Source organism: Caldicellulosiruptor obsidiansis OB47 (assembly GCF_000145215.1).
Taxonomy (GTDB): domain Bacteria; phylum Bacillota; class Thermoanaerobacteria; order Caldicellulosiruptorales; family Caldicellulosiruptoraceae; genus Caldicellulosiruptor; species Caldicellulosiruptor obsidiansis.
On the sequence record NC_014392.1, the window covers coordinates 427,501 to 451,790 of the forward strand.

A 24,290-nucleotide genomic window follows, 5' to 3' on the forward strand; every position below is an offset into this window, starting at 1 on the left:
GTGGGGTTGTAGGACGGAAGCGCAGGGCCACTTGAGGCGCTTAGCCGAATGGTCTGGGAAGGCCAGCCGTAGAGGGTGATAGCCCCGTAGGCGAAAAGCGTAGTAGAGTGGTGCTTCTGATCCTGAGTAGCACCAGTGCCGTGGTAGCTGGTGTGAAGCAGGGGGGACCACCCTCCAAGGCTAAATACTACCGGTGACCGATAGTGGACGAGTACCGTGAGGGAAAGGTGAAAAGAACCCCGGGAGGGGAGTGAAATAGAGCCTGAAACCCTGTGCCTACAAGCAGACGGAGGGGGCGAGAGTTCCTGACGTCGTACTTATTGAAGAACGGTCCGGCGAGTTACTTACGCATGCGAGGCTAAGGCGCGAGAGAGCGCTGGAGCCGCAGGGAAACCGAGTCTGAATAGGGCGAAAGTATGCGTAAGTAGACCCGAAACCGGGTGATCTACCCTTGGCCAGGGTGAAGTGTGGGTGAGACCACATGGAGGCCCGAACCGGTCGTCGTTGAAAAGGCGTCGGATGAGCTGAGGGTAGTGGAGAAATTCCAATCGAACCCGGAGATAGCTGGTTCTCCCCGAAATAGCTTTAGGGCTAGCCTCAAGCGAGTAGCCGCTGGAGGTAGAGCACTGATTGGGCTAGGGGCGCAAAAACGTTACCGAACCCTATCAAACTCCGAATGCTGGCGGTGATAAGCTTGGGAGTCAGACCACGAGCGATAAGGTCCGTGGTCGAGAGGGGAACAGCCCAGACCGACTGCTAAGGTCCCGAAGATGTGGCTAAGTGTGAGAAGGATGTTCAGCCGCGAAGACAACCAGGAGGTTGGCTTAGAAGCAGCCATTCCTTTAAAGAGTGCGTAACAGCTCACTGGTCGAGCGGCTGGGCGCCGAAAATACTCGGGGCTGAAGCCACACACCGAAGCATCGGGTTGCAGCGGAAGCTGCAGCGGTAGGGGAGCGTTCTGCGGTAGGGCGAAGCCCAAGGCGGAAGCCAGGGTGGACGAGGCAGAAGTGAGAATGCCGGAATAAGTAGCGCGAGGCAGGTGGGAAGCCTGCCCGTCGGAAGCCCAAGGGTTTCTGGGGAAGGCGAATCCGCCCAGAGTTAGCCGGGGCCTAAGGCGAGGCCGAAAGGCGTAGCTGATGGGTATCAGGTTGATAATCCTGAGCCACCTGCCGGAGGATATCCTACGAGGCGGGACGCAGGAGGAGCAGGCAACCGGGGAGTTGGTCTACCCCGGCCAAGCGGCGAGCGGGGGTAAGTAGGCAAATCCGCTTACCCGATAACCGTGAGCCGTGATGGGGAGCCGAAATTATAGTAGGCGAAGTGCTGCGCTTCACACTGCCAAGAAAAGCGTCGCGTAGGCGAAGGCAGGTGCCCGTACTGGAAACCGACACAGGTGGGCGAGGAGAGGATCCACAGACGGACGGGTGAAGCACCGCTAAGGAACTCGGCAAACTGACCCCGTAACTTCGGGAGAAGGGGTGCCTAAGGCTTTAGAGGTCTTAGGTCGCAGGGAATAGGCCCAAGCGACTGTTTATCAAAAACACAGGTCTCTGCTAAGCCGAAAGGCGAGGTATAGGGGCTGACGCCTGCCCGGTGCTGGAAGGTTAAGGGGAGGGGTGATGAGCTCCGAACCGAAGCCCCAGTGAACGGCGGCCGTAACTATAACGGTCCTAAGGTAGCGAAATTCCTTGTCGGGTAAGTTCCGACCCGCACGAATGGCGTAACGACTTGGGCGCTGTCTTGGCGGTGTGCCCGGCGAAATTGTGGTACCAGTGAAGACGCTGGTTACCCGCGGTTGGACAGAAAGACCCCGTGGAGCTTTACTGCAGCCTGGCACTGTGTTTTGGTGTGCCCTGTACAGGATAGGTGGGAGGCGGAGAAGTGGGGGCGCCAGCCTCCATGGAGCCGGCGGTGGGATACCACTCTGGGTGCACTGGAGCACTAACCAGACACTCTGAACCGAGTGATGGGACACTGTCAGGTGGGCAGTTTGACTGGGGCGGTCGCCTCCTAAAAGGTAACGGAGGCGCCCAAAGGTCACCTCAGCACGGATGGAAATCGTGCGGTATGAGTGCAAAGGCGGTAAGGTGGCTTGACTGTGAGAGAGACATCTCGAGCAGGGACGAAAGTCGGGCTTAGTGATCCGGCGGTTTTCAAGTGGGAGAGCCGTCGCTCAACGGATAAAAGTTACCCCGGGGATAACAGGCTGATCTCCCCCGAGAGTCCACATCGACGGGGAGGTTTGGCACCTCGATGTCGGCTCATCGCATCCTGGGGCTGAAGTAGGTCCCAAGGGTTGGGCTGTTCGCCCATTAAAGCGGTACGTGAGCTGGGTTCAGAACGTCGTGAGACAGTTCGGTCCTTATCCGCCGCGGGCGCAGGGTATTTGAGGGGAGCTGACCCTAGTACGAGAGGACCGGGTTGGACGGACCGCTGGTTTACCAGTTGTACCGCCAGGTGCACGGCTGGGAAGCCAAGTCCGGATGGGATAAACGCTGAAAGCATCTAAGCGTGAAGCCCACCCCAAGATGAGATACCCCACACCGATGAGGTGGTAAGGGTCCTGGTAGACTACCAGGTGGATAGGCCGCATGTGTAAGCGCTGTAAGGCGTTGAGCAAGGCGGTACTAATGGCCCGAGGAGCTTGACCAAGTGAGCTTTCCTCCTATTCACTTGCGAGGCTGCTTAAAAATGTGCTGAAAAAGATGAATACAGGTAACAAATCCGGTGGCGAAAGAGCGAGGGAAACACCCGTTCCCATTCCGAACACGGAAGTTAAGCCTCGCAACGCCGATGATACTGTGCTGGAGACGGCACGGGAAAGTAGGTGGCTGCCGGATTTTTTATTTTTGTGTATATGTGTTAAAAAAAATAACAAGCAAGCTGAAAACAAAAAATGCAAATGTTTAGCTACAACTTCTTTTTTAGCAAATTAAAACAATAAAAAACCGGGACGTGTTCGTACTCCGCCCTCTTTTTAACTTTCCTTCTGGTTTCTATTTTTATTGTTCTGGATTATTTTAATATATTTATTCCATCTAAATTTTTAACTTTCTTAACTTTCATGTCTTCACTGCATTTATACTTATGAAATTAATTCTTCCCTGAAACTCCCTGTAAAAAATATTATCTAACATTTCAAGTAGTTTACTTCAGGAAATCGAAAATAAACGAAAACGATATTGAAAACAATTCGAAAACCATTTATAATAGTCTTATACCACAATTTCAGCAAAGGGGTTTGCTTTTCATGGGAAAAATCAAGGCAGCCATTTTTGACATGGATGGTGTTTTAACAGATACTGTAAAGCTACATTTCAAAGCATGGAAGAAGATGTTTGAAAGCCACGGTTATAAGTTTGAATATGAAGATTACAAATGGAAAGTTGATGGAAAGCCAAGGTTAGATGGAATAAGAAGCATTGCATATGATGTGCCTGAAGACGAGCTAATAGAGATGGCAGAGGAAAAACAGAGATATTTTTTGGAATTTGTTGAACAAGAAAATTTAGAAGCTTTTGAAGATAGCATATGGCTTTTAAATCATTTGAAGCAAAACAATATAAGACTTGCTGTTGCTTCTTCAAGCAAAAATACTACCAAAATTTTAACCAAAATAGGAATTTACAATATGTTTGACACAATTGTAACAGGGTATGATTTCAAAAAGGGGAAACCTGACCCTGAAATATTTCTTACTGCTGCACAAAGGCTAAACGTAAATCCAAAAGAGTGCGCCGTGTTTGAAGATGCCATAGATGGTGTTAAGGCAGGTATTCGTGCGGGGATGCTTACAATTGGTGTCTGTAGAGATGGTCAATTTGATAGGCTCAAAGAAGCTCATTACGTGGTTGATAAATTGACCAATGTTAACTTGGAACTTCTTGAGAATCTTCATGAAAAACTTTTCAAAATGGTTTAGGAGGTTTTCAATAATGAAACTTTCAGAAAAAAACTGGCTGATTGAACAGGAAAGTTTTGGAGTTTCACATAAACATGAAACCTGTTTTGCTCTTACAAATGGGTATATAGGAATAAGGGGAATCAACGAAGAGTGTTTTTGTGATGAGATCCCAGGAACTTTCATAGCAAGTGTATTTGACAAAGACATAGCTCAGGTTACAGAGCTTGTAAATTTGCCAAATCCAATAGGTCTTAGGATATATATAAATAGAGAATATCTGAATCCTTTGAAATGTAAAGTTCTTGAGTTTAAAAGAGTTTTAGATTTAAAACAGGGACTGCTTTTCAGAAAATTAAGACTAAAAGATGAAAAGGGTAGAATTACATCAATAGAAGGATTTCGATTTGTCAGCATGAAAAATAAAAATCTTATTGTTCAAAAATATAATGTGGTTTGTGAAAACTACTCAGCAGTTTTAAATGTAGAAAGTTTTATCGATGCCAATACTATGAACTCTAAGGATATTCCAAACGATAGAGTAAAACATTATGAAGTAAAAGATAAAAGGGATTGCAAAAACTGTATATTCCTTGATATTACAACAAAGGATAAAAGATATAAAGTAGGAATGGCAAGTTCTACAGAGGTTTTATTAGATGGTCAGAAATGTTATTTTAATAGATTTGTAAAAGATTTAGGAAGCGTTATTACCGAAAACCTTGAGGTTGAAGCGAAAGAAGGAAAAAGTTATGAGATTGTAAAGCTGAGTGTATTGGTGTCCTCGAGAGAAAACGTTGAGGATATTTTTGAAAGTTCACAGAACAAGCTTGAAAGAGCAAAAGAATTAGGTGTTGAGAGGCTGCTTTCTGAACATATAGAAGAGTATGACAAGCTTTGGGATGTTGCTAAGCTTGAGGTAATTGGTGATGAGGTTGCAGATAGAAGTCTTAAATTCAACGTTTTCCATCTGCTTAGTATGGCAAATCCAGAAGATGAACATGTTAGCCTTGGTGCAAAAGGCCTTCACGGAGAAGGCTACAAAGGCCATGTTTTTTGGGATACAGAGATATTTATGCTCCCATTTTACATTTACACAAACCCGAAAGCTGCAAGGTCAATGCTGATGTACAGGTACAATCTTTTGGACGCTGCAAGAGAGAATGCAAGGAAAAATGGATACAAAGGTGCGCAGTTCCCCTGGGAGTCTGCAGACACCGGACAAGAGGAAACACCAAAGTGGGGATATGATTACCTTGGCAAACCTGTTCGAATATGGACGGGGGATATAGAATATCATATTTCAGCAGACATAGCCTTTGCAGTTTTAGAGTATGTGCGTGCAACAGATGACATGGAGTTTCTTTTAAACTATGGTGCGGAAATTGTGATTGAAACAGCAAGATTTTGGGCTTCTATTTGTAAATACAATGAAGAAAAGGATAAGTATGAAATAAATGATGTGATAGGTCCGGATGAGTTCCATGAACATTGTAACAACAATGCCTATACCAATTATCTTGCAAAGTGGAACTTGGAGAAGGCCTATGAAGTATTGACACGCTTAGAGGAAAATTACCCCAGCCATTTTGAAAGGTTAGTAAAAAAAATAAACTTATCAGAAGATGAACCTTTGAACTGGCTAAAAGTTGCATCAAAGATTTATATTCCATACCATCCTGAAACAAAGCTGATTGAACAGTTTGAGGGATATTTTAATCTTAAAGATTTTGTTATTGAAGAATACGACAGCAACAATATGCCAGTCTGGCCAAAAGGTGTTGAGCTTGACAAGCTGAATAATTATCAGCTCGTTAAACAAGCAGACGTTGTGATGCTTTTGTATTTGCTCGGCGACCAGTTTGATGAAGAGGTTATAAAAATAAATTATGACTACTATGAAAAAAGGACAATGCACAAATCGTCATTGAGCCCGAGCATCTATGCTTTGATGGGAGTAAGAGTGGGCGAGACAAAAAGAGCATATATAAACTTTATGCGTACCGCTTTGACAGACCTTGAAGACAATCAGGGCAACACAGCTTTGGGGATACATGCTGCCTCTTTGGGCGGCACATGGCAAGCCTTGATATTTGGATTTGGTGGTCTGAAAATAGAAAAGGATGATGTTCTATCTGTCAATCCGTGGCTTCCTGAAAGATGGAAAGCTTTGAAATTTAGCATCTGGTGGAAAGGAAACTTACTGGATTTTACTGTAACTGCCGAAAATGTTGAGATCAAAAAAAGAGTAGAGAAAAGCAAAATAAAAATCAAGATAAGAGGGAAAGAAATAGTATTATAGGCTTTTGAGTAACAACTCCCTGTGGGAAAAAAATTTCACAGGGAGTTTAGTTTCACGAAAAGATTTCGAAAAAAGTTTGGAAGTTTGGAGAATATGAAACAGCATTGATTATACCTAATAAACAAAATTTAAAAATTAAATTAAAAACCTATAGACAAGATTACTAACTTGTTGTATAATAAAATCATCGAAAACATTTCCGAAATATTTAATTCAAAAAGGAGGTTTGTTTTATGAAAAAATTTCTAACAATTTTATTAACACTAATTTTTCTACTTTCCTTGCTTGCAGGTGCGTTTGTTACACAAAAAGATGTTTTTGCCACTTCCAAGATAACTTTAAAGCTGGGTGCGTGGTCATCTTCTCCTGCTGAGAAGAAGATTGTTCAAAACCAAATTGCAGCCTTCAAAAAGCTCTATCCCAATGTCGATATTAAATTAGTTGAAATTGTCGGTGACTATAATCAAAAGATGCAGCTTCTCATGGCATCTAAAACAGAACCTGATATCTTTTACATGGATTCAATGCCAGCTTGGCAGTACATTGCAAAGAATGTCTTAGAGCCGCTTGACAGCTGGATGAAAAAGTACAATGTCAAAACAATTGGTTATGAGTCAGCACTTCTCCAGCCATTCATCTACAAAGGAAAAGTGTATGGACTTCCAAAGGATTATAATACATTAGTTTTGTTCTACAATAAAGAGATGTTCAAACAGGCAGGTCTTACACAGCCACCAAAGACATGGCAGGAGCTGAAAGAGTATGCTAAAAAACTTACAACAGACAAAGTTGTAGGTCTTACCATGAACCTTGAACTTGCAAGAATTCAACCTTTTGCATATCAAAATGGGGGTAAAGTATTTGATGGCAACAAGCCAGTCTTTACAGACCTGAAAGCTTTGGAGGGTTTAAAGTTTGCACTTGACCTTTTCAAAGAAGGAGTATGCAAGACTCCGAAGGACTTAGGCGCTGGCTGGGTTGGAGATGCATTTGCTGACAAGAAAGCTGCTATGACAATTGAAGGTGGCTGGATGATTCCATTCTTAAATGACAGAAAGATACCAAAAGACTCATATGGAATTGCAGAACTTCCCGCAGGACCAGCTGGTAAGTCAACAATGGCATTCACCGTTGCATATGTAATGAGCAAGAATTCAAAGCACAAACCTGAAGCGTTCAAACTTATAAGATTCTTAACTGGAGAAGGTGGACAAAAGTATGTGGTTGAAGCAGGTCTGGCACTTCCTTCATTGAAGAGCGCAGGTGTAAGTTTTGCTAAGACTTATCCAGAGAGAAAAGCGCTTGTTGATGGTGCGAAATATGCGCAGGTCTATTTCTATGGTCTGGATGGCACAAAAGTTGTGGATGTCTTCAACAAAGCATTTGAAGACTATGTAATTGGCAAAAAGTATGACCTTAAGAAGAACATTGAGGAAAGAGTAAAGCAAATCATGAAGTAAAATAAAAGAATACTACCTGGGAAAATAATCAAGGCAGGTAAAAAAGCCTGCCTTGATTTATAAGAATATAACTGTAAGTTATAGGAGGATGTGAATAAAAAATGAGAAATAGAACAAAAACGCAAGAATACTTGACAGCTTTTGTCATGCTGCTTCCTTATATACTGTCTTTTTGTGTATTTTTTGCTTACCCGCTTGTAAAAGCTTTTATGATAAGTTTTCAGAACTTTTCATTTTTAGGAGATACTCCACCTAAATTTGTAGGTTTTGCTAACTATAAAGAAGCGCTGACAAACAAGATGTTTTTAGATTCTATTCTTAATACACTTTATTATTCAGTTTTAGTTGTTCCTACTCAGCTTATTATTGCTCTCATTTTAGCTGTGATAGTAAATGACAAGGTAAAATTCAAGGAGTTTTTCAGGACAACATATTATCTTCCCACAGTTACATCACCTGTAGCAGTATCAATTATATTTCTGTTTTTGTACAAAACAGATGGGATTGTGAATCAGATTTTAAGGCATATTGGGATTACTCCACGAAACTGGTTCAATGAACCTTCTTTTGTGATGCCGGCAATTGTCAGTGTTGCTGTTTGGGGGTCTGTAGGGTTTTATATGGTTACATTTTTGTCTGGACTTTCAACAATTCCAGACCAGCTTTATGAAGCTGCAGAGGTTGAAGGTGCAGGAGAATTTATTAAGCTTATTAAAATCACAGTACCTCTTTTAAAACCGATGATATTTTTCAACACAGTTGTATCTTTTATTAGCACTCTTCAAATGTTTGATTTGTCATACATTATAGGCGGTTCTGATGGTGGTCCCATGGGAAAAGCAATGACAATGGTTGTGATGATATACAGAACAGCTTTTAAAGAGTTCAACATGGGAGTTGCCTCAGCTATGGCATTTGTTGTGTTTGGGATTATCTTTGTATTAACATTAATTCAGCGAAAGTTCTTTGGTGAGGAAATGTCATATTAAGTAACGATTTTTCTGGATTATCGAAAAAGGAGATGAGAAAAAGGTGTGGAAGAAGGAAAATACCTATGGGATTGGAGTCAAAATAGTTCTATATACAATCTGCATTTTATGGGCACTGATAACCTTAGTGCCTTACTTGATTGCAGTTATAACTTCTTTAAAACCTATAGAAGATGTGACAAAATTCTCAGTTGACTTTGGAAAGTTGAGCTTCAGTAGCTATAAATACATCACAACAGAGTTTCCGTTTATGAGGTGGCTTTTTAACAGCTTTGTGGTTGCAGTAGCTGTCACAGCTGGTAATTTGCTTTTTAATTCCATGGCAGCATATGCTCTTGCAAGACTTGACTTTCCGCTGAAAAAGGTTATTTTTTACATTATCATAGGTACAATGATGATACCTGGGCAGGTACTCTTGATTCCTATTTACCTTATTCTAAACAGACTTGGCTGGATTGATTCATACAAAGGACTAATCATTCCATGGCTTGTAAGTGCATTCTATGTATTTTTCATGCGCCAGTACTTTTTGACAATTCCTAAGGATTTAGAAGAAGCAGCATTGATTGACGGGCTGTCACGGTTTGGAATATTCTTTAAAATATTTTTACCGCTATCCCTGCCAGCTTTGGCTGCTCAAGCTATATTCATATTTGTGGGCAACTGGAACAGTTTCATGTGGCCAAGCATCATAGCTTCGTCTGAAGAGTTGTATACCCTGCCGGTAGGCCTCAACTCATTTTACGGTCAGTACTATCAATTTTGGAACCAGGTTTTAGCAGGAGCAATCCTTCTTTCTTTGCCAACCATAATAGTTTTCGTAGCATTTCAGAAATATTTTGTTAGGGGAATAGTCACAACAGGGCTTAAAGAGTAATAAAAATGTTGAAAAATAAGGCAAAGAAAGTGTATAATTAATTTCAAGGTTTTAGTAAAACATTTCAAAAAACAGAGGGAGAAACGCGAAAAATGAGAAAAAATAAGAATGTGACCATAAAAGATATTGCAAAAGCTTTAGGACTGTCACCAAGCACTGTTTCAAGGGCGCTTAATAATTACTCAGATATAAACCCGGAAACAAGAGACAAGGTAATAGAGATGGCCAAAAAACTAAATTACACACCAAATATCTTTGCAAAAAGCCTTGTCACAAACAAGACAAAAAGAGTTGGACTGTTCATTGAAGACATGGAGAAAGAAGGTATATATGGTGTTTTCTATTATGAGATACTTATAAGTTTCAGGAAAGCTGCAATGGACAATGGTTATGAGGTTGTTTTGCTCTCAACATCTTCAGAGGAGCAAAAAAGAATCTCTTTTGATACGGTTATGCAGGAAAAAGGGCTTGAAGGTGCATTCATTATGGGACTAAAAATGGATGATGAGTATCTGAATGAAATACAAAAAAGTACCTATCCTGTTGTTTTGCTTGACATTCCAATAAAAAACTCAAATATAGGTTATGTGACAACAAACAATCTAAAAGGTGCACAGCTTGCAACAGAACACTTGATTAACCTTGGACACAAAAGAATAGGATTTTTGAATGGTCACAAAAAAGCATATGTTAGTCAAGAAAGATTGAACGGTTATATATTAGCACTGAGCAAAAACGGACTTCAGGTTGACAGTGAACTTATTTATGAAGGTGATTTTACAGAGGTAAGCGGGTTTAAAGCAGCAGACTATTTTGTCCAGAAAGGTGTCACAGCAGTGTTTGCTGCATCAGACATGATGGCAATCGGTCTTATAAAAAGATTAAAGGAACTTGGTGTGGATGTGCCTAAAAAAGTTTCGGTTGTTGGATTTGACGATATATCCTTGGCACGTTACATCACCCCCACTCTTACAACAATAAGACAGAACAAGAGTGAGATGGGCAAATCAGCATTTTATCTGCTTTTGAACTTGATTTCAAAGCAGCCAATAAACCACATTATTTTAGAGCCAGAGCTTGTAAAAAGAGAATCAACAGCAAAGCTGCGCTGAATATCTTTGTAAGCTCAACAAAAACGGCTGTGAGAAGAAAGCGCAAATCTTCTCACAGCCTTTAAAATTTTAATTGGCAAGTATAAATTCTTTAGTCTGTCCTCTTTTCAATTCAAAACTGCTACCATAGTGTGAAAGCTGAATATTTTCACCTTCCAAAAGTGTATAGGAAGTAATGCTTTTTGTTGTTTCCACTTTCAAAACTCTTCCTTTGTATCTTACTTTAAACGATAAATATTCAAGTTTTTCAGGAAGCTTTGGAGCAAAGGAAAGTATACCTTTGTTTGTTCTCATTCCACCAAAACCGAATAGCAAAGCTTGCCAAGCACCGCCCATACAAGCAGCATGGATTCCATCTTTTGTATTGTCATTTAAATCGTCAAGGTCCATTCTTACTGTATATACAAAGTATTCGTATGCTTTGTCTAAGTACCCAAGTTCTGCTGCAAGGATGCTAAAGATTGCGGGTGAGAGTGATGAGTCATGTGTTGTAATTGGCTCATAGTATTCATAGTTATTTTTTAAATCCTCAAATGTAAAGTTTTCTCTTAAAAGGTAAATGAGCAAAAGAACATCTGGCTGTTTGCAAACTTGATATCTATAGATGTCTAAATAATGCCAGTTCAAAAGAAGAGGAAACTGACTCTCTGGGATTTTTGACAAATCAAGCCTCTTTTTATAGATGAATGAATCGTCCTGAGGAATAATCTTCAGCTCTGGATTGTACGGCAAATACATGTTATCAGCAATGTTTTTCCACAGCAAGACTTCATCTCTTGAAAGCTCAATTTTTCTGCAAAGCTTTTCAAAAGCATCGCTGTCTTTTTCTTTCAAGAGAGTATAAAGATTTGTAGCAAACTCAAGGGTCATCTTTACCATGTAGTTTGTATAAGCGTTGTTGTCAACAAGCGCAGTATACTCATCAGGGCCAGTGACACAGAATATGCAGAACTTTCCGTTCTTTGCTTCACTGAAATGGCCAAGTTCTGAATAAAATCTTGCAACTTCAAATACAATCTCTGCACCATAACTTTTTATGAATTCTAAATCATCTGTTACTTCAAAGTATTTTTTAATGGCATAGACAATATCAGCGTTTATATGATATTGCGCAGTTCCGGCTGGGAAGTAAGTTGAACACTCTTTACCAGCAATTGTTCGCCATGGATAAAGAGCACCACTATGATGAAGTTCTTTTGCTCTTTGCCTTGCTGCATTTAAAAGATTGTAGCGGTGTATTAGAAGCATTCTTGCAATTTCTGGATATGTGTAAATAAAAAACGGCATTATATAAATTTCAGAGTCCCAGAAATAATGTCCGCCGTAACCTTCACCTGTGAGACCTTTTGCGGCAATATTTGAAATACCATTTCTACCTGTTGATTGAAGCAGTGAAAATAGACTAAATCTTATAGCTTGCTGAATCTTAGGATCCCCTTTTACCACAACATCAGCATTTTCCCAAAAGGTTTCTAAAAATTCTCTTTGCTCTTTCAAAAGATTTTTAAAACCTATCTTTTTTGCTTCAAGTATTTCAGCAGCGCAGCGCTCTTCAATCAAATCTTCTTCAATATCTCTTTGTGTAAAGTATGAAAAATATTTTGTCAAATTATATTCCATATCTTTTTCAGCATCAAATTCAATCTCAAATATGACAAGGTTTTTTTCTTTGTCAGTAAAAGATTTATATTGAAAATCATCAAAGTACAAAACATGCTCTACCATGCAGCCATATGAAAGTCTGCTCTTTTTAGTTTTCTGCATCAAAAAACCACTAAGCTCAGCATGGCAAGCCTTAATTGTTTCAAAAGGAAATTTTTCTATTCCCGAGCCAACTCTCACATCTTCTGTCTCAAGAAGATTTGAAGAGTTTCCATCTATTTTGCTTACAATTTTTATTCTGCCAGAAAAATTTAAAGGTTTTATTCTGACGTTGATTGCTCCTAAATGCTGTCTTTTAAAGCATGCAAGACGCTCAAAAGATATATAAATTTTTCTGCCACGTTCAGATTCCCAGAGTATTTCTCGTACTACCGTTCCGCTCTTCATGTCAAGTTTTCTGATATGTTTATAAATTTTTCCACTGAATAAATTGAATTTTTCACCCTCAATCATTATTTCAAATGTCTTCACATCAGCCACATTTACCATTGCCTCTCCGCGCTTTGCAAATCCATATCCACCCTCTGGATAGGTTATATCAAACTCTTCATAAAAACCGTTGATATACGTTGCTTTAAAACTTTGTTTTTTGTCGGGGAAATCTTCATCCAAATTTCCCCTCAGACCCAAATATCCATTTGCAACTGTAAATATGGTCTCAAGCATAAAATTATTTTCAGGATGAAATCCATCTTCTATTATGTTCCACTCATCTGGCAAAAATATAGGTTCCTTTTTGGGAAGCTTTCTCAAACTGTATTCTCCTTTCGCTGCAAAATCTTTTTTACGTAATCATACCTTATTATAATTTTACAGTCAATGGCTGGAAGTTACTTTTTAAATATGTTTTGGGAATGTTACCGAAATATTTTCGGTAACATTATGTTCAAATAAATTACAGAGAGAATATTCTTGTTTGTGAGCTACTGTGTTTGACATGGGAAATAATACAAGGTTTACTTGGTAGCCACCGAGGTTTGCTTATGTTTAATTATGAAAGCGAGAGAAAATTGAAGAAATTTCAAGATATTTGGAGGAAGAAGAATTTTATATTGAAAAAATCGCAAAAATTAATTTAAAAAAAGAAAAGACGGGATTGACAATATAAAGATGCGTGAGATAAGATTTGCATATAAATTCCAGGGTATAGGTTAACAAAAAGAGAAGTTTTAGTACAAAATTTTATAAAAAAGATTGTAACTCAATTAAAAAACTAATGAATAAATTGATGGATGAAATGATGAAATATGATATGGAAGGGTAATGGTGAGATATTAAGATGTATGGCAAGGAAATAGAAATTGGTGGCAAGAAGTTAGCGGTTGCGAATGAGATTTTGAGGAGTCCAGAGGGTAAGATATACTTTATTGTAGAGGAAGTTGCCAGGTGGTTGTGTGACGTTATATAGGAGTGATATAAGTTGGAATGGGTATTATACACCGAAGGTGGCAAGTGGAGGTTCAATAACTTTAAAAGGTAATAGTGAGGCAAGCAGGAAAGAGAGTAGCAGTGCGAGTATAACACCGGGGTATTCAGACAATTTTGTATTGGGTGATAGAGGTTATTCAGGTGGAATATCAGCAAGTGTCTCGCCAGTGAGGACAGGTGGATGTTATACTACGCCAAGGATAAATGGAGGAGCTTCTTCAACACCAAAGCCTTCAGGTTCTTCAACTCTAACTGAAGTGAAAACAATAACTTCTAATATGAGTAAGGAAGATTTTGTGGCTGCTGTATTTGCAGCTGCAAAAGAAGTAGAAAAGAAAACAGGGATTCCAGCTGCAATTATTACAGCTCAAGCTATACTTGAATCGAATTATGGAAAGTCTGTTCCCGTTGATAAAAAGACAGGACAATATAGTTACAACTTATTTGGGATAAAAGGGGAAGACCCAGCAGGAAGTGTTACTGTTACTACAACAGAGTATGTCAATGGTAAAAAAATAAAAATTGAAGATAGATTTAGAGCATATAACAACTTTGAAGAATCAATAAAAGATCATAGTGAATTTTTAAGAAATAATAAACGATATCAAGAATTATTTAAAACAAGTGATCCTATTAAATGGGCAGAAGGGTTACAAAAAGCTGGTTATGCTACCGATCCTGAATATAGTAAAAAATTAATCAATATCATGACGACATGGAAACTAATTGATACAAAGGAGAAGAAAAAATGAAAAAGGCTTTTTGTAGAATAATTGTACTAATTTTAATGTGTATTACTTTGATTTCTTGTTCGTTTACCAAAGGCAATACTACATCTGAAATAAAGCAAACTGTCAATAAATTTGTGCATGCAATCAAAACAGGAAATATTGAAGAGTTTGTAAACATTGCAAATCCATATGGGATTTTAGTAATAAGAAACTATATAACTGGTGGATATGGCTTGCGAGGGAAAAACATTAGAAACTTCTATAAACCGAATGAAATATCTTCAGGTCTTATTTTTCCAGTAGATGGAGAACTGCCAGTAAAACTTTCGGAACTTTTTCATTCTACAGTTCAATTAGGAGGTAAGATTAATAATATCAAAAAGTTAAAAAGTATTTATTTCACAAATAAGATAGAATATATCCAATATAATAATATACAATCAACAAAAGAGATTGTTAACAGAATTTACAAAATACTCAATAAGGCAGGTAAAAATTATGAAACACCTGTAATATATGTACTTGATAATGATGAATTCTTACTTTGTGAAGCAAAAATTATTAATAGTCTACCTGTTGGAAGTTTTGTTTTGTTCAAAAAATTGAAGGGAGATTACAAAGTTATAGCAGTAATTGATTTGAAATAAAATTTTAAATACTTTATCTTTTTCATTTTGTATTTAAATTTAATTTTCTTTTTCGATATTTGCAAATCAATACAAAGCTATAACAGTATTATAATTTTACAGTCAATAGCTGGAAGTTACTTTTTAAATATGTATTGGGAATGTTACCGAAATATTTTCGGTAAAATTATGTTCAAATAAATTACAGAGAGAATATTCTTGTTTGTGAGCTACTGTGTTTGACATGGGGAATAATACAAGGTTTACTTGGTAGCCACCGAGGTTTGCTTATGTTTAATTATGAAAGCGAGAGAAAATTGAAGAAATTTCAAGATATTTGGAGGAAGAAGAATTTTATATTGAAAAAATCGCAAAAATTAATTTAAAAAAAGAAAAGACGGGATTGACAATATAAAGATGCGTGAGATAAGATTTGCATATAAATTCCAGGGTATAGGTTAACAAAAAGAAAAGTTTTAGTACAAAATTTTATAAAAAAGATTGTAACTCAATTAAAAAACTAATGAATAAATTGATGGACGAAATGATGAAATATGATATTGAAGGGTAATGGTGAGATATTAAGATGTATGGCAAGGAAATAGAAATTGGTGGCAAGAAGTTAGTGGTTACGAATGAGATTTTGAGGAGTCCAGAGGGTAAGATATACTTTATTGTAGAGGAAGTTGCCAGGTGGTTGTGTGACGTTATATAGGAGTGATATAAGTTGGAATGGGTATTATACACCGAAGGTGGCAAGTGAAGGTTCAATAACTTTAAAGGGTAATAGTGAGGCAAGCAGGAAAGAGAGTAGCAGCGCGAGTATAACACTGGGGTATTCAGACAGTTTTGTATTGGGTGATAGAGGTTATTCAGGTGGAATATCAGCAAGTGTCTCGCCAGTGAGGACAGGTGGATGTTATACGCCTAAGATAAATGGAGGTGGTTCCTTAACACCGAAACTTTCAGGTTCTCTTTCAATAGCGGATAAATTCAGAGATTTTTTAGATGGCATTGGACAAAAAGTTGAGGATTTCTCATCTAAAACTGAAAAAATTGTATTAAGAGTAATATTAAAAGATCTTTTAGAAGCGTTAAGACATGCCAGCAGTAATAGTTTGAAATATTCCATAAATTTTTTAGAACATTCCTTGCAGGATAATCCGAATGATATTATAATTTCCAATGAAAAAAGTGAATTGTCTCAAAAAATAAGGGAGAATGAAGATTATAAGAAAGTTAGGAAGTATATTATTTCTATAGCTAAAGAATTACTCCCTGCAATGAAAGTTGGGGAAGAAAAAGAGAAAGATCAAAATGGAAAATTTTTTAAAGTAACATTTTCTAAGGAGCAAGATTTAGATCTCTATTTGGCAATAAACAATGCTAACCTGTATTTTAAAAAAGAAAATGAAAACACCATAAGTATATGGCTTAAGGATACATATAACTTTGATAACAATGTTAAGAAAGAAAGTTCAATAGTACAAATATTGGACTTGGTAAGGGGAGAAATAGGTGTTGGTAAATGGCTGAATGAATTTGGAGAAGATTTGCAGAATATGGATGTTGTTAACTCATACGAAATTTTGATCAAAATAGAAACAGTTAAGTTTTAGTTTCTTTTACAAAAATAAAGGCGGTGATAATCCATGATAGGCAAAAAAACTTTGAGAGGTTTCTGTTTACTAATTGTTTTATCAGTCATGGGTTTTTTTGTTTTTATAGTTGGTATAATAGTATTTTCGATTTATTTCAATTCCAATCCGCCGAAGCATGTAAAAAACAGAGCTGAATGGATTAGGTTGTATAAGATATTTAATATAGAGTTTCCTGAACCGATAAAAGAAGAGAAAATTGTAAAATGCGAAACCTACTTTCTTGACCTATTAATTTTTGATGAAAAAGCCAAACCCAAATTAGAAAAGCTGACTTCAAACTGGCTTTATATCAGAAATAATAAGATACCAGACAATTTAGATAGGAAAATGCAAGATGACATTAAAACAGTTTTATATCATGTAAAAACCTTTTCCTTAGGAAAAAAGAAGCTTCCTGATGACTTGAAACCACTTTTTTTCGACGAAAATGGAAAGGAAGATGATGAGTCAATTTTGAATGAAAAATTAGTTCAAAATATGCTCTTTGAAATGAAAGAAGGATATAAATTTTATAGATATTACAGAAAAGGCAAGCGCGTATTTGGAGAGCTTTCTCTTTATTTTGTATATATTCCAAAAATGAATCATTTGTATGTGTATAATGATACTTTTTATACTGAAAGAATAGATTACATTAAAAAAGCTTTACAGTAGGAATAGGAATCTTAGGCTTTAAAGATATAAGAAAAAGATAAATTAAAATCGACAGAAATGGCGATAAAAATCATTTAAAAACTACTTAAAATGAAACTTTTTAGAGTTATGTATATTTTTTAGCGTTGCCATTTTTAAAGTTTTTATAAGTCAAGAGCACTGAATAGAGTATAATGAAGTTGAAAAAAGTTATACTTGAGACTTGTCAAAAATTTTGTATTTCCAATTTATAACGTAAGTTGTAAAGTTGGGTTATATTATTAAGACACTTTCTAATTATTTAGAACTCCATTCTTCCATTTTGTACGACGCAAGTTTTCTCGCTGTAAGTAAATATTAATTTCTAAAACCTCAACAGACTGAAAATATCCACCTGAGTTTACTTCTTTTTTTTTCAATCATACTGTTTGTACTTTCAACGGCGTTTGTGGTATAGATATGTTTCCTCAATTCCTCAGGATATTTCATATGAGTAAGGTAAAACTTTGCTTTTTCTGATATTGCTTTAATAAATCGAGTATATTATGAAAGGTATCCATCACAAAGTTCTTTAAATTTCAACACAGCTTCATCGGAGTCAAAAGAAGAGATTTTGATTTTGTCTAAACTCTTGTTAAACGCTGAAGCATCTTCTCATGTCTATGTTTTATGCCATTTAGGCTTAAGGTGTACAAAAGCAAGCTAAAGGTCGGCAAATGGGTAAGCAAGTTTGATAGCGTCTATAATACCAATAACAATTAGAACTTCCTTAAGCCCTCTTGTAATTAGGTCTTCAAATACTTTTGTTTAAGTAAGCCTTATTTTCTTTGCCCAAAGAAAGTATAGACACCAAAAAATATTTATTTTACCTTTCTTGAATTGATACCAAGAACAACATAACAAGTAGCCTGTTTAACTTTAGAACTATCTTTAATTTCACTTCTGAATAACCATCAATAATAAGTGCAAAAGCACTTGTTGGTAGTTCTCTTTGTTTGGGAAACTCAAGCTCATTTTTAAGGTCTTCTTTGATTTTTAGTATTTCATTTTCGGAATATGGAAGATTCAAAGCTTTCAAAGTTTGAACAAGGGAACGCTCAAGAATAACCATTGGCATACTTGCGACATAAGCAGGTAAGTAGGAAAACTATCAACTCTTTTGTAGTGGGAAGAAGAGGATAGAAGGTCGGAAATTGGAAGTAGCGTGTGCGAGGGACAGAGATTTCAAGACTTGAGGCAGGTGTTGCAAGTTTTACTTTTAGTTGCTTTAGAGCTGGGCGGTTAGGATCATCACAGGAAGCAATACATATTTAATACTTGCTTCTTTTGCCATGTTTTTAGCAGTCTCAATAATTTCGTTTTTATTCATTCTTAAGTAGCCCCCTTCGATGATTATTTCAATACTAATTATACAGTGGACACAATTTTATTTTAACTCCCTTGGAATGGGTATTATACACCGAAGGTGGCAAGTGGAGGTTCAATAACTTTAAAAGGTAAAAGTGAGGCAAGCAGGAAAGAGAGTAGCAGTGCGAGTATAACACCGGGGTATTCAGACAATTTTGTATTGGGTGATAGAGGTTATTCAGGTGGAATATCAGCAAGTGTCTCGCCAGTGAGGACGAGTGGATGTTATACGCCTAAGATAAATGGAGGTGGTTCCTTAACACCGAAACTTTCAGGTTCTACAACACTGCCAACTTTAAATTCTCAACTGTCTTCCACGAAAATAGATGCTGCTTCAAAAACTCAAAATATTCCAGCAGCAATAAAAAGATTAGAACCAAGCAAAGCTCTATTTGAATTTGTTAAGTCATATGAAGGATACTCCTCCATTGCTTATAGAGACAAAGATGGTGTTTGGACTATCGGAATTGGACATGTACTCAGAGACAAAGAATTGGGAGAATATGTTGACCTTAAAACTAACAAACCCAAGAAAGCAATAACTGAAGAAAAAGCATATGAGTTTTTCAAAAATGATATCAAAGGTGCAACTGATGCAATAAACAAGTTTATGGAAAACAATAAGATTCAACTTTCACAAAATCAATTTGATGCTTTAGTGAGCTTTACTTTCAATGTTGGTTCGGCATGGACAAATAATGAAATGTCTAAGACTCGTGATGATATAATTAAAGTTGTTAAAAATGGTATTGACACTAAATTAGAAAGAGAGCTCAGAGACGATTTTCTTTCTTGGTCAAAAGCTAAGGGACAAGTTTTAGAAGGTTTACAAAGGCGCAGATACGACGAATGGAAGATGTTTGTAAAGGGAGATTACAAGATTACAGATATAAATACTTGGAGAAAGATAAAAAAGGAAATTGGTCTTTAGAGATTTTATTAATTTTTGGACTCTGGAAGGAAATGAATAATAAACTACTTTTTGAGGGAAATTTATTTTTATGTTTTGGGCAAAAACTGACGAAATTAGTGAGGTGGTATCTTGTGAAGTTAATAAAAAAAGTTGTCACTACATTCTTAATTATGTTTTTAATTTTGCCTAATGCAGTTGTTTTAAGCAACGATAAAATTGAAAGAGGCTATTATGATTACAGTGGTAAAAAAGGGAACAACGATGTAGTAATGAGTATATACCTTAACAACTCAAAAGTTACAGGGTTATATGCTTACAAGGGTGTAAAAAAGTATATAAAGTTAGAAGGAATAATTAAGGAAGAGAAAATAAAATTGAATGAACTCGACCAAAAAGGTAAAGTAATTGGAACATTTAGAGGTAATATAAAAACAGCAGATATAATTGAGGGAACTTGGAGTAATGGCAAAGATAAGGAAATTTTTAAACTTAAGCTTATTGGAAAAAACTACGCTGAATACGGTAGAAGATTCGATTTGGTTGGTTTTCCAGATGAAGAAGTAGTGAAATTCGCTATTAGTGTTCAAAACTATTTAATAAGAAACAACAGAAAAGCACTTGCAAAATTAATAGCATATCCTATTGATGTCAAAATTAATGGTAAAAAGAAAACTATAAAAAATGAAAAAGAATTTGTTAATAGTTTTGACAAGATATTCAATGTTAATTTAAAAAAAGCAATTATCAAAGCTGAGCCTTTGTTTATGTTTGTAAACCAATATGGAGCTATGTTGGGCGAAAGTGGATATAACGTTTGGTTTGCAGCAGTAGAAAAGAAGGATAAAAAGCACTACTTGTTAATTCATACTATTAATAACTAATTGTTCCTTTAAATTGAAAGAACTATATTGCCTTTTATTATATACCAGAAAAATTCACGCCCAGCTTTTCAAAGTTGCTTTGGATGCTGCAAAAGAAGGACAGAATATTGAGATTAAAAATGTTTATATCTGCACTGTTTGAGGACATACAGTTTTAGATGAAGCTCTGGAATTTTACCCAATATGTGGGACAAAAAGAGAAATGTATAAAAAGTTTTGAAGAGTGATTTTCAAAAAGCTGCCTTTTTATACGGCAGCTTTTTACATATCTTAAGTCATTATTTGTGCGTATTATAAAGACATTTTGCTTGTAACAATAATTGTTTTTGTAACAAACTATTATTGACTTTTTTTTTTTTGATAAATTTGACTTCAGAAAATTTTATACTATTACGCTTAAAGGAGGATGGAGGGGTAAAAATGAATAGTATCCAAAAAATAGCTCATCATATTGTAAGTTCTATTGCTAATGATTTACGAGAAAATACGTTGACAAATATAGTATCAATTGCAGCAGGTGGAATAGGTGGAGGAGTGAAAGCGTACAGGGCTGCCACAAGTGGTTTTACAATGCTGGAGAGAAAGGTTGCAAGTAAAACAGTAAGTGGAGTATTGAAAGGTATGGGCGAAGGATATCTTTTCGGGAAAGGCACAGTAAGTGTTATTGCGACTGTTACTAATAAAATAGCAAGTGTAGAAAAGTGGTTTGATAATACCAAAGTGGGTAAAGCAATTGATAATGCCATCACAAAAGTGGAGTATGGATTACACAAACTTATTGGTGGAGGAACATATTAGTTAAAATATTTAAAAAATACGAAAAGAATATTATAAGGCAAATACGTAAAACAAGAGAAATTCTTTTTCATATGATGTTGATGTTTGTTATTTTAGTTGTTTTAGTAATTTTGATTATTGTGAGCAGCTTAATAAGAGTACTTCTGAAAGATTTGAAAGTAGAGTAGCTTTAGTATATAGGTGCTTTAATTATATGTGCTTATTGTATTTAAGAGAAAATTTTCAAAGTTCCTTTTTCTAATGAATAGCGGGCATAGTTCACAAAATAAAAAATGGTATTGCAAGTTTTAGAGAAGGCAAGTAACAGAATAAATGAAGATGGGGAATTTAGGAAAGCAAAAAGTGACAGTACAAAAGCCCGGCTCATTATTATTTTACAAAGAGCTGTAATGGAAGAAAAATATTTATTTGATATAAGAGAAGTACTGGGTAGCAACAATAGTTCCAGACACTTGATGGAGGAGCATATTAAAATGTAGATAAAAAAGGAAGGGAAAATGTCATGAGTAAAAAATTCAAGGCAAAGGATATTCTTTTTCGAATATCCATAGTATTTATTATTTTTATAACTATTTTAACAGGGTTTATCGTTATACCTGTTTTGGGCAGTTTAATAAATGTAGCACTAAAAGCCTTGAAAATTGAATGGCTTTGGTCAGTAGCTGCTTTTGGGTTGGTTGGTTATTATGTTTACAAATTTGTATCAAAGAGAATAAATAACAGAAAACTAAGGAAAGAAGGGATGCAAGATTGAAATTGTTACAATTTATTCTTGTAATGGTTTAGACGAAAATTATCAACCAGTGAATATAAAAAAGGTGTTCAGTGAAGTAGATGACTTTATAATTGTATGGTGTCAGGCTAAGAATATTAAAAAGGAAAGCCAAGTGTCAATGGAATGGTATAATCCAGAAGGAAAACTTGTATTTACAATAAACATTGATGTAAAGCCTACAAACCAAGAACATCCTTATAGATATTTTTGGAGTGTTATGAGGTATAATTTTATAAATGCAATCAAAGGTAAAGTGTTTGGTGTATGGAAAGTAAAAATAAAACCTTTTGACATTGAATATGAATTTGTAATAAAAGATTTAAAGAGTTATAGTTTATTTAAAGAAAGCAAAACAATTAGTGGAGTACTTGATGAAATAGTTTGAAATATTACAACAATATGGAAAGCAAAAAATTGATTATTCAAGAAACACATGATAAAAACTAAAAAAACAGGGGCTGCTTATTCCAATTGAAGAAAAACAGCCCATTTTTCTTTTAAAAGAAAAATAATGATTATTTCAAAATTTCTTCAATTTCTTTTAATTCTTCTTCTGAAAACTCAAGATTATTGATACATCCCACATTATCTTCAATCTGAGATACCTTGCTTGCACCAACAATTACTGATGCTACAACTTTATTTCGCAAAATCCAAGCAAGTGCAAGCTGTGAAACTGTCTGACCGCGCCTTTTTGCAATCTCAGATAATTTTTTAACCTTTTCAATTCTCTCAGGTGTTATATCACTTTCTTTTAAGAACACACCTGATTTTCTAACCCGTGAGTCTTCAGGAATACCATCTAAGTATCTATCACTCAGAAGTCCTTGAGCAAGAGGCGAGTAGATGACAGCTCCCATGCCAAGCTCATTTAATGTATCAAAAAGACCATTTTCAACGTCTCTTGCAAACATGTTGTATCGAACTTGATTTACTATAAGCTTTAATCCCATTTGTTTGGCAGCTGAATACGCCAGTTTGGTTTGTTCAGGATTATAATTTGAAATACCAGCATATAAAGCTTTTCCTTGATGTACTGCCTGATACAAAGCCTCCATTGTCTCTTCAATTGGCGTTTGAGGGTCTGGTCTATGAGAGTAAAAGATATCAACATAGTCGAGGTTCATTCTTTTTAGACTTTGGTCTAAGCTTGCAAGAAGATATTTTTTTGAGCCCCAGTCGCCATAAGGACCTTCCCACATTGTGTATCCTGCTTTTGTTGCAACAATTATTTGGTCTCTGTAAGGCTTTAAGTCAAGCTTAAAAATCCTTCCAAAATTTTCTTCAGCCGCACCTGGTGGAGGACCATAATTGTTTGCCAAATCAAAGTATGTGATTCCAAGGTCAAAAGCCTTTTGAACTATTTTGCGCATGTTGTCAAATTGATCACCATCTCCAAAATTGTGCCAAAAGCCAAGAGATATGGCCGAAAGCTTTAGTCCGCTTTGACCGCATCGTAGGTATAACATGTTGTTGTATCTGTTTGAATCTGCTACATACATGCTGAGTTATCCCCTTTTAAAAGTATTTTTAATAATTTGATTTTATCTTTTTGAATTCAACAATACAAGTACTTTTCTAAATCTCAATTGCAAATAAACCTAAAAAAATCTATAATATAGTTAACAACACTTTCAAAGCTTTTTAAGGATGTATGCCGATGGATGAAAATATCAGGAGAGAAGATAATTTGAAGAGAATTGAAGTAAAGATTGCAGGTATGAATTATGTATTGAAAACTGACGAAGATGAAGAGTACATAATGAAAATTGCAAATTATATAAACAAGAAGATGTCTGAGGTTGTGGCTAATGAGCCGCAGCTTTCTACGTCTTTGTCAGCAATGCTTACAGCATTTTTAGTGGCAGACGAGTATTTTAAGCATCTTTTAGAATGTGATGATAAGCTTTCAAAGGTGATTTCAGAAAAGGAAAAATATCAAAAAGAAGTTGATGAATACAAAGAGAAATTAAAAGAGGCAGAGGAAAAGCTCTTGCAGCAAAATCAAGAGATTGAAAAGTTAAATGAAATTATTCAAAATCTTAATCAAGAACTTGAAAAGACAAAGCAGGAACTTGAAAAAACCAAAAAAGAACTTGATGATTTTATAAACGCATTTGACGGTGATAGGTAA

Annotated in this window: 20 protein-coding genes, 2 rRNA genes and 1 pseudogene (1 of these 23 running past the window's edge); 20 read left to right on the plus strand and 3 right to left on the minus strand. The window is 36.3% G+C overall.

Going from position 1 to position 24,290, the window contains the following annotated elements; all coding sequences use genetic code 11:
- The 8 genes from COB47_RS01725 to COB47_RS01760 form a co-directional block, all read left to right on the plus strand.
- Positions 1-2,652, plus strand: a 23S ribosomal RNA gene (locus COB47_RS01725); it begins 297 nt to the left of the window's first position.
- A gap of 71 nt (positions 2,653-2,723) precedes the next feature.
- Positions 2,724-2,840: ribosomal RNA gene (gene rrf, locus COB47_RS01730) — 5S ribosomal RNA — on the plus strand.
- Between the two features lie 410 nt (positions 2,841-3,250).
- Positions 3,251-3,922, plus strand: coding sequence for an HAD family hydrolase (locus COB47_RS01735; RefSeq protein ID WP_013289699.1), 672 nt, complete (start codon positions 3,251-3,253; stop codon positions 3,920-3,922).
- A gap of 13 nt (positions 3,923-3,935) precedes the next feature.
- Positions 3,936-6,203 (plus strand): glycoside hydrolase family 65 protein, encoded by a 2,268-nt coding sequence (locus COB47_RS01740; protein ID WP_013289700.1) that lies wholly within the window; start codon positions 3,936-3,938, stop codon positions 6,201-6,203.
- Between the two features lie 233 nt (positions 6,204-6,436).
- Positions 6,437-7,663: an ABC transporter substrate-binding protein gene (locus tag COB47_RS01745; protein WP_013289701.1), complete on the plus strand. Its 1,227-nt coding sequence runs from the start codon at positions 6,437-6,439 to the stop codon at positions 7,661-7,663.
- Positions 7,664-7,764: 101 nt separating this feature from the next.
- Complete coding sequence (locus tag COB47_RS01750) at positions 7,765-8,652, plus strand: carbohydrate ABC transporter permease (RefSeq protein WP_013289702.1); 888 nt, start codon at positions 7,765-7,767, stop codon at positions 8,650-8,652.
- A 43-nt stretch (positions 8,653-8,695) separates the two neighbouring features.
- Complete coding sequence (locus tag COB47_RS01755) at positions 8,696-9,529, plus strand: carbohydrate ABC transporter permease (protein ID WP_013289703.1); 834 nt, start codon at positions 8,696-8,698, stop codon at positions 9,527-9,529.
- 92 nt (positions 9,530-9,621) lie between these two features.
- A complete protein-coding gene (locus COB47_RS01760; protein WP_013289704.1) occupies positions 9,622-10,641 on the plus strand; it encodes a LacI family DNA-binding transcriptional regulator in 1,020 nt (339 codons plus the stop codon).
- A 69-nt stretch (positions 10,642-10,710) separates the two neighbouring features.
- On the opposite strand, the gene COB47_RS01765 is transcribed toward COB47_RS01760, so the two are convergent.
- Entirely contained in the window at positions 10,711-13,056 is a 2,346-nt protein-coding gene (locus COB47_RS01765) for a glycoside hydrolase family 65 protein (protein ID WP_013289705.1), read from the minus strand.
- 526 nt (positions 13,057-13,582) lie between these two features.
- On the opposite strand from COB47_RS01765, the gene COB47_RS12745 reads away from it, so the two are divergent.
- The 6 genes from COB47_RS12745 to COB47_RS01790 all read left to right on the plus strand — a co-directional run bounded on the left by COB47_RS12745 (position 13,583) and on the right by COB47_RS01790 (position 17,403).
- Positions 13,583-13,711 (plus strand): hypothetical protein, encoded by a 129-nt coding sequence (locus COB47_RS12745; RefSeq protein ID WP_013289706.1) that lies wholly within the window; start codon positions 13,583-13,585, stop codon positions 13,709-13,711.
- Positions 13,698-14,483, plus strand: coding sequence for a glycoside hydrolase family 73 protein (locus COB47_RS11885; RefSeq protein WP_013289707.1), 786 nt, complete (start codon positions 13,698-13,700; stop codon positions 14,481-14,483). Before COB47_RS12745 ends, COB47_RS11885 begins: the two co-directional genes overlap by 14 nt.
- Positions 14,480-15,109: a hypothetical protein gene (locus tag COB47_RS01780; RefSeq protein WP_013289708.1), complete on the plus strand. Its 630-nt coding sequence runs from the start codon at positions 14,480-14,482 to the stop codon at positions 15,107-15,109. The genes COB47_RS11885 and COB47_RS01780 overlap by 4 nt, the downstream gene beginning before the upstream one ends.
- A gap of 565 nt (positions 15,110-15,674) precedes the next feature.
- Positions 15,675-15,803, plus strand: a complete 129-nt coding sequence (locus tag COB47_RS12750) for a hypothetical protein (RefSeq protein ID WP_013289709.1) — start codon at positions 15,675-15,677, stop codon at positions 15,801-15,803.
- Between the two features lie 37 nt (positions 15,804-15,840).
- Positions 15,841-16,707, plus strand: a complete 867-nt coding sequence (locus COB47_RS01785) for a hypothetical protein (protein ID WP_237698964.1) — start codon at positions 15,841-15,843, stop codon at positions 16,705-16,707.
- 33 nt (positions 16,708-16,740) lie between these two features.
- Positions 16,741-17,403: a hypothetical protein gene (locus COB47_RS01790; protein ID WP_013289711.1), complete on the plus strand. Its 663-nt coding sequence runs from the start codon at positions 16,741-16,743 to the stop codon at positions 17,401-17,403.
- 205 nt (positions 17,404-17,608) lie between these two features.
- Here the strand turns inward: COB47_RS01790 and COB47_RS01795 are convergent.
- Positions 17,609-18,751: pseudogene (locus COB47_RS01795) on the minus strand (IS256 family transposase).
- 96 nt (positions 18,752-18,847) lie between these two features.
- On the opposite strand from COB47_RS01795, the gene COB47_RS12230 reads away from it, so the two are divergent.
- The 5 genes from COB47_RS12230 to COB47_RS01825 all read left to right on the plus strand — a co-directional run bounded on the left by COB47_RS12230 (position 18,848) and on the right by COB47_RS01825 (position 22,541).
- Complete coding sequence (locus COB47_RS12230; RefSeq protein ID WP_013289712.1) at positions 18,848-19,720, plus strand: lysozyme; 873 nt, start codon at positions 18,848-18,850, stop codon at positions 19,718-19,720.
- The gene (locus COB47_RS01805) at positions 19,639-20,583 is read left to right on the plus strand and encodes a hypothetical protein (protein WP_237698965.1); all 945 of its coding nucleotides are present in this window, start codon (positions 19,639-19,641) and stop codon (positions 20,581-20,583) included. The genes COB47_RS12230 and COB47_RS01805 overlap by 82 nt, the downstream gene beginning before the upstream one ends.
- A gap of 420 nt (positions 20,584-21,003) precedes the next feature.
- Positions 21,004-21,381, plus strand: coding sequence for a hypothetical protein (locus tag COB47_RS01810; RefSeq protein ID WP_013289714.1), 378 nt, complete (start codon positions 21,004-21,006; stop codon positions 21,379-21,381).
- A gap of 502 nt (positions 21,382-21,883) precedes the next feature.
- Positions 21,884-22,135 (plus strand): hypothetical protein, encoded by a 252-nt coding sequence (locus COB47_RS01820; protein ID WP_013289715.1) that lies wholly within the window; start codon positions 21,884-21,886, stop codon positions 22,133-22,135.
- Positions 22,136-22,184: 49 nt separating this feature from the next.
- Positions 22,185-22,541, plus strand: coding sequence for a hypothetical protein (locus COB47_RS01825; RefSeq protein WP_232841449.1), 357 nt, complete (start codon positions 22,185-22,187; stop codon positions 22,539-22,541).
- Positions 22,542-22,671: 130 nt separating this feature from the next.
- Here the strand turns inward: COB47_RS01825 and COB47_RS01830 are convergent, their stop codons facing one another.
- Entirely contained in the window at positions 22,672-23,658 is a 987-nt protein-coding gene (locus COB47_RS01830) for an aldo/keto reductase (protein WP_013289717.1), read from the minus strand.
- A 158-nt stretch (positions 23,659-23,816) separates the two neighbouring features.
- On the opposite strand from COB47_RS01830, the gene zapA reads away from it, so the two are divergent.
- A complete protein-coding gene (gene zapA / locus COB47_RS01835) occupies positions 23,817-24,290 on the plus strand; it encodes a cell division protein ZapA (RefSeq protein ID WP_013289718.1) in 474 nt (157 codons plus the stop codon).

What these genes read in the sequence shown, in the direction of transcription:
- COB47_RS01735 (WP_013289699.1), top strand. Translation starts at nt 3,251, where the DNA reads ATGGGAAAAATCAAGGCAGCCATTTTTGACATGGATGGTGTTTTAACA.
- COB47_RS01740 (WP_013289700.1), top strand. Translation starts at nt 3,936, where the DNA reads ATGAAACTTTCAGAAAAAAACTGGCTGATTGAACAGGAAAGTTTTGGA.
- COB47_RS01745 (WP_013289701.1), top strand. Translation starts at nt 6,437, where the DNA reads ATGAAAAAATTTCTAACAATTTTATTAACACTAATTTTTCTACTTTCC.
- COB47_RS01750 (WP_013289702.1), top strand. Translation starts at nt 7,765, where the DNA reads ATGAGAAATAGAACAAAAACGCAAGAATACTTGACAGCTTTTGTCATG.
- COB47_RS01760 (WP_013289704.1), top strand. Translation starts at nt 9,622, where the DNA reads ATGAGAAAAAATAAGAATGTGACCATAAAAGATATTGCAAAAGCTTTA.
- COB47_RS12745 (WP_013289706.1), top strand. Translation starts at nt 13,583, where the DNA reads ATGTATGGCAAGGAAATAGAAATTGGTGGCAAGAAGTTAGCGGTTGCG.
- COB47_RS01780 (WP_013289708.1), top strand. Translation starts at nt 14,480, where the DNA reads ATGAAAAAGGCTTTTTGTAGAATAATTGTACTAATTTTAATGTGTATT.
- COB47_RS12750 (WP_013289709.1), top strand. Translation starts at nt 15,675, where the DNA reads ATGTATGGCAAGGAAATAGAAATTGGTGGCAAGAAGTTAGTGGTTACG.
- COB47_RS01790 (WP_013289711.1), top strand. Translation starts at nt 16,741, where the DNA reads ATGATAGGCAAAAAAACTTTGAGAGGTTTCTGTTTACTAATTGTTTTA.
- COB47_RS01805 (WP_237698965.1), top strand. Translation starts at nt 19,639, where the DNA reads ATGGAAGATGTTTGTAAAGGGAGATTACAAGATTACAGATATAAATAC.
- COB47_RS01810 (WP_013289714.1), top strand. Translation starts at nt 21,004, where the DNA reads ATGAATAGTATCCAAAAAATAGCTCATCATATTGTAAGTTCTATTGCT.
- COB47_RS01820 (WP_013289715.1), top strand. Translation starts at nt 21,884, where the DNA reads ATGAGTAAAAAATTCAAGGCAAAGGATATTCTTTTTCGAATATCCATA.
- COB47_RS01830 (WP_013289717.1), bottom strand. Translation starts at nt 23,658, where the DNA reads ATGTATGTAGCAGATTCAAACAGATACAACAACATGTTATACCTACGA.
- zapA (WP_013289718.1), top strand. Translation starts at nt 23,817, where the DNA reads ATGGATGAAAATATCAGGAGAGAAGATAATTTGAAGAGAATTGAAGTA.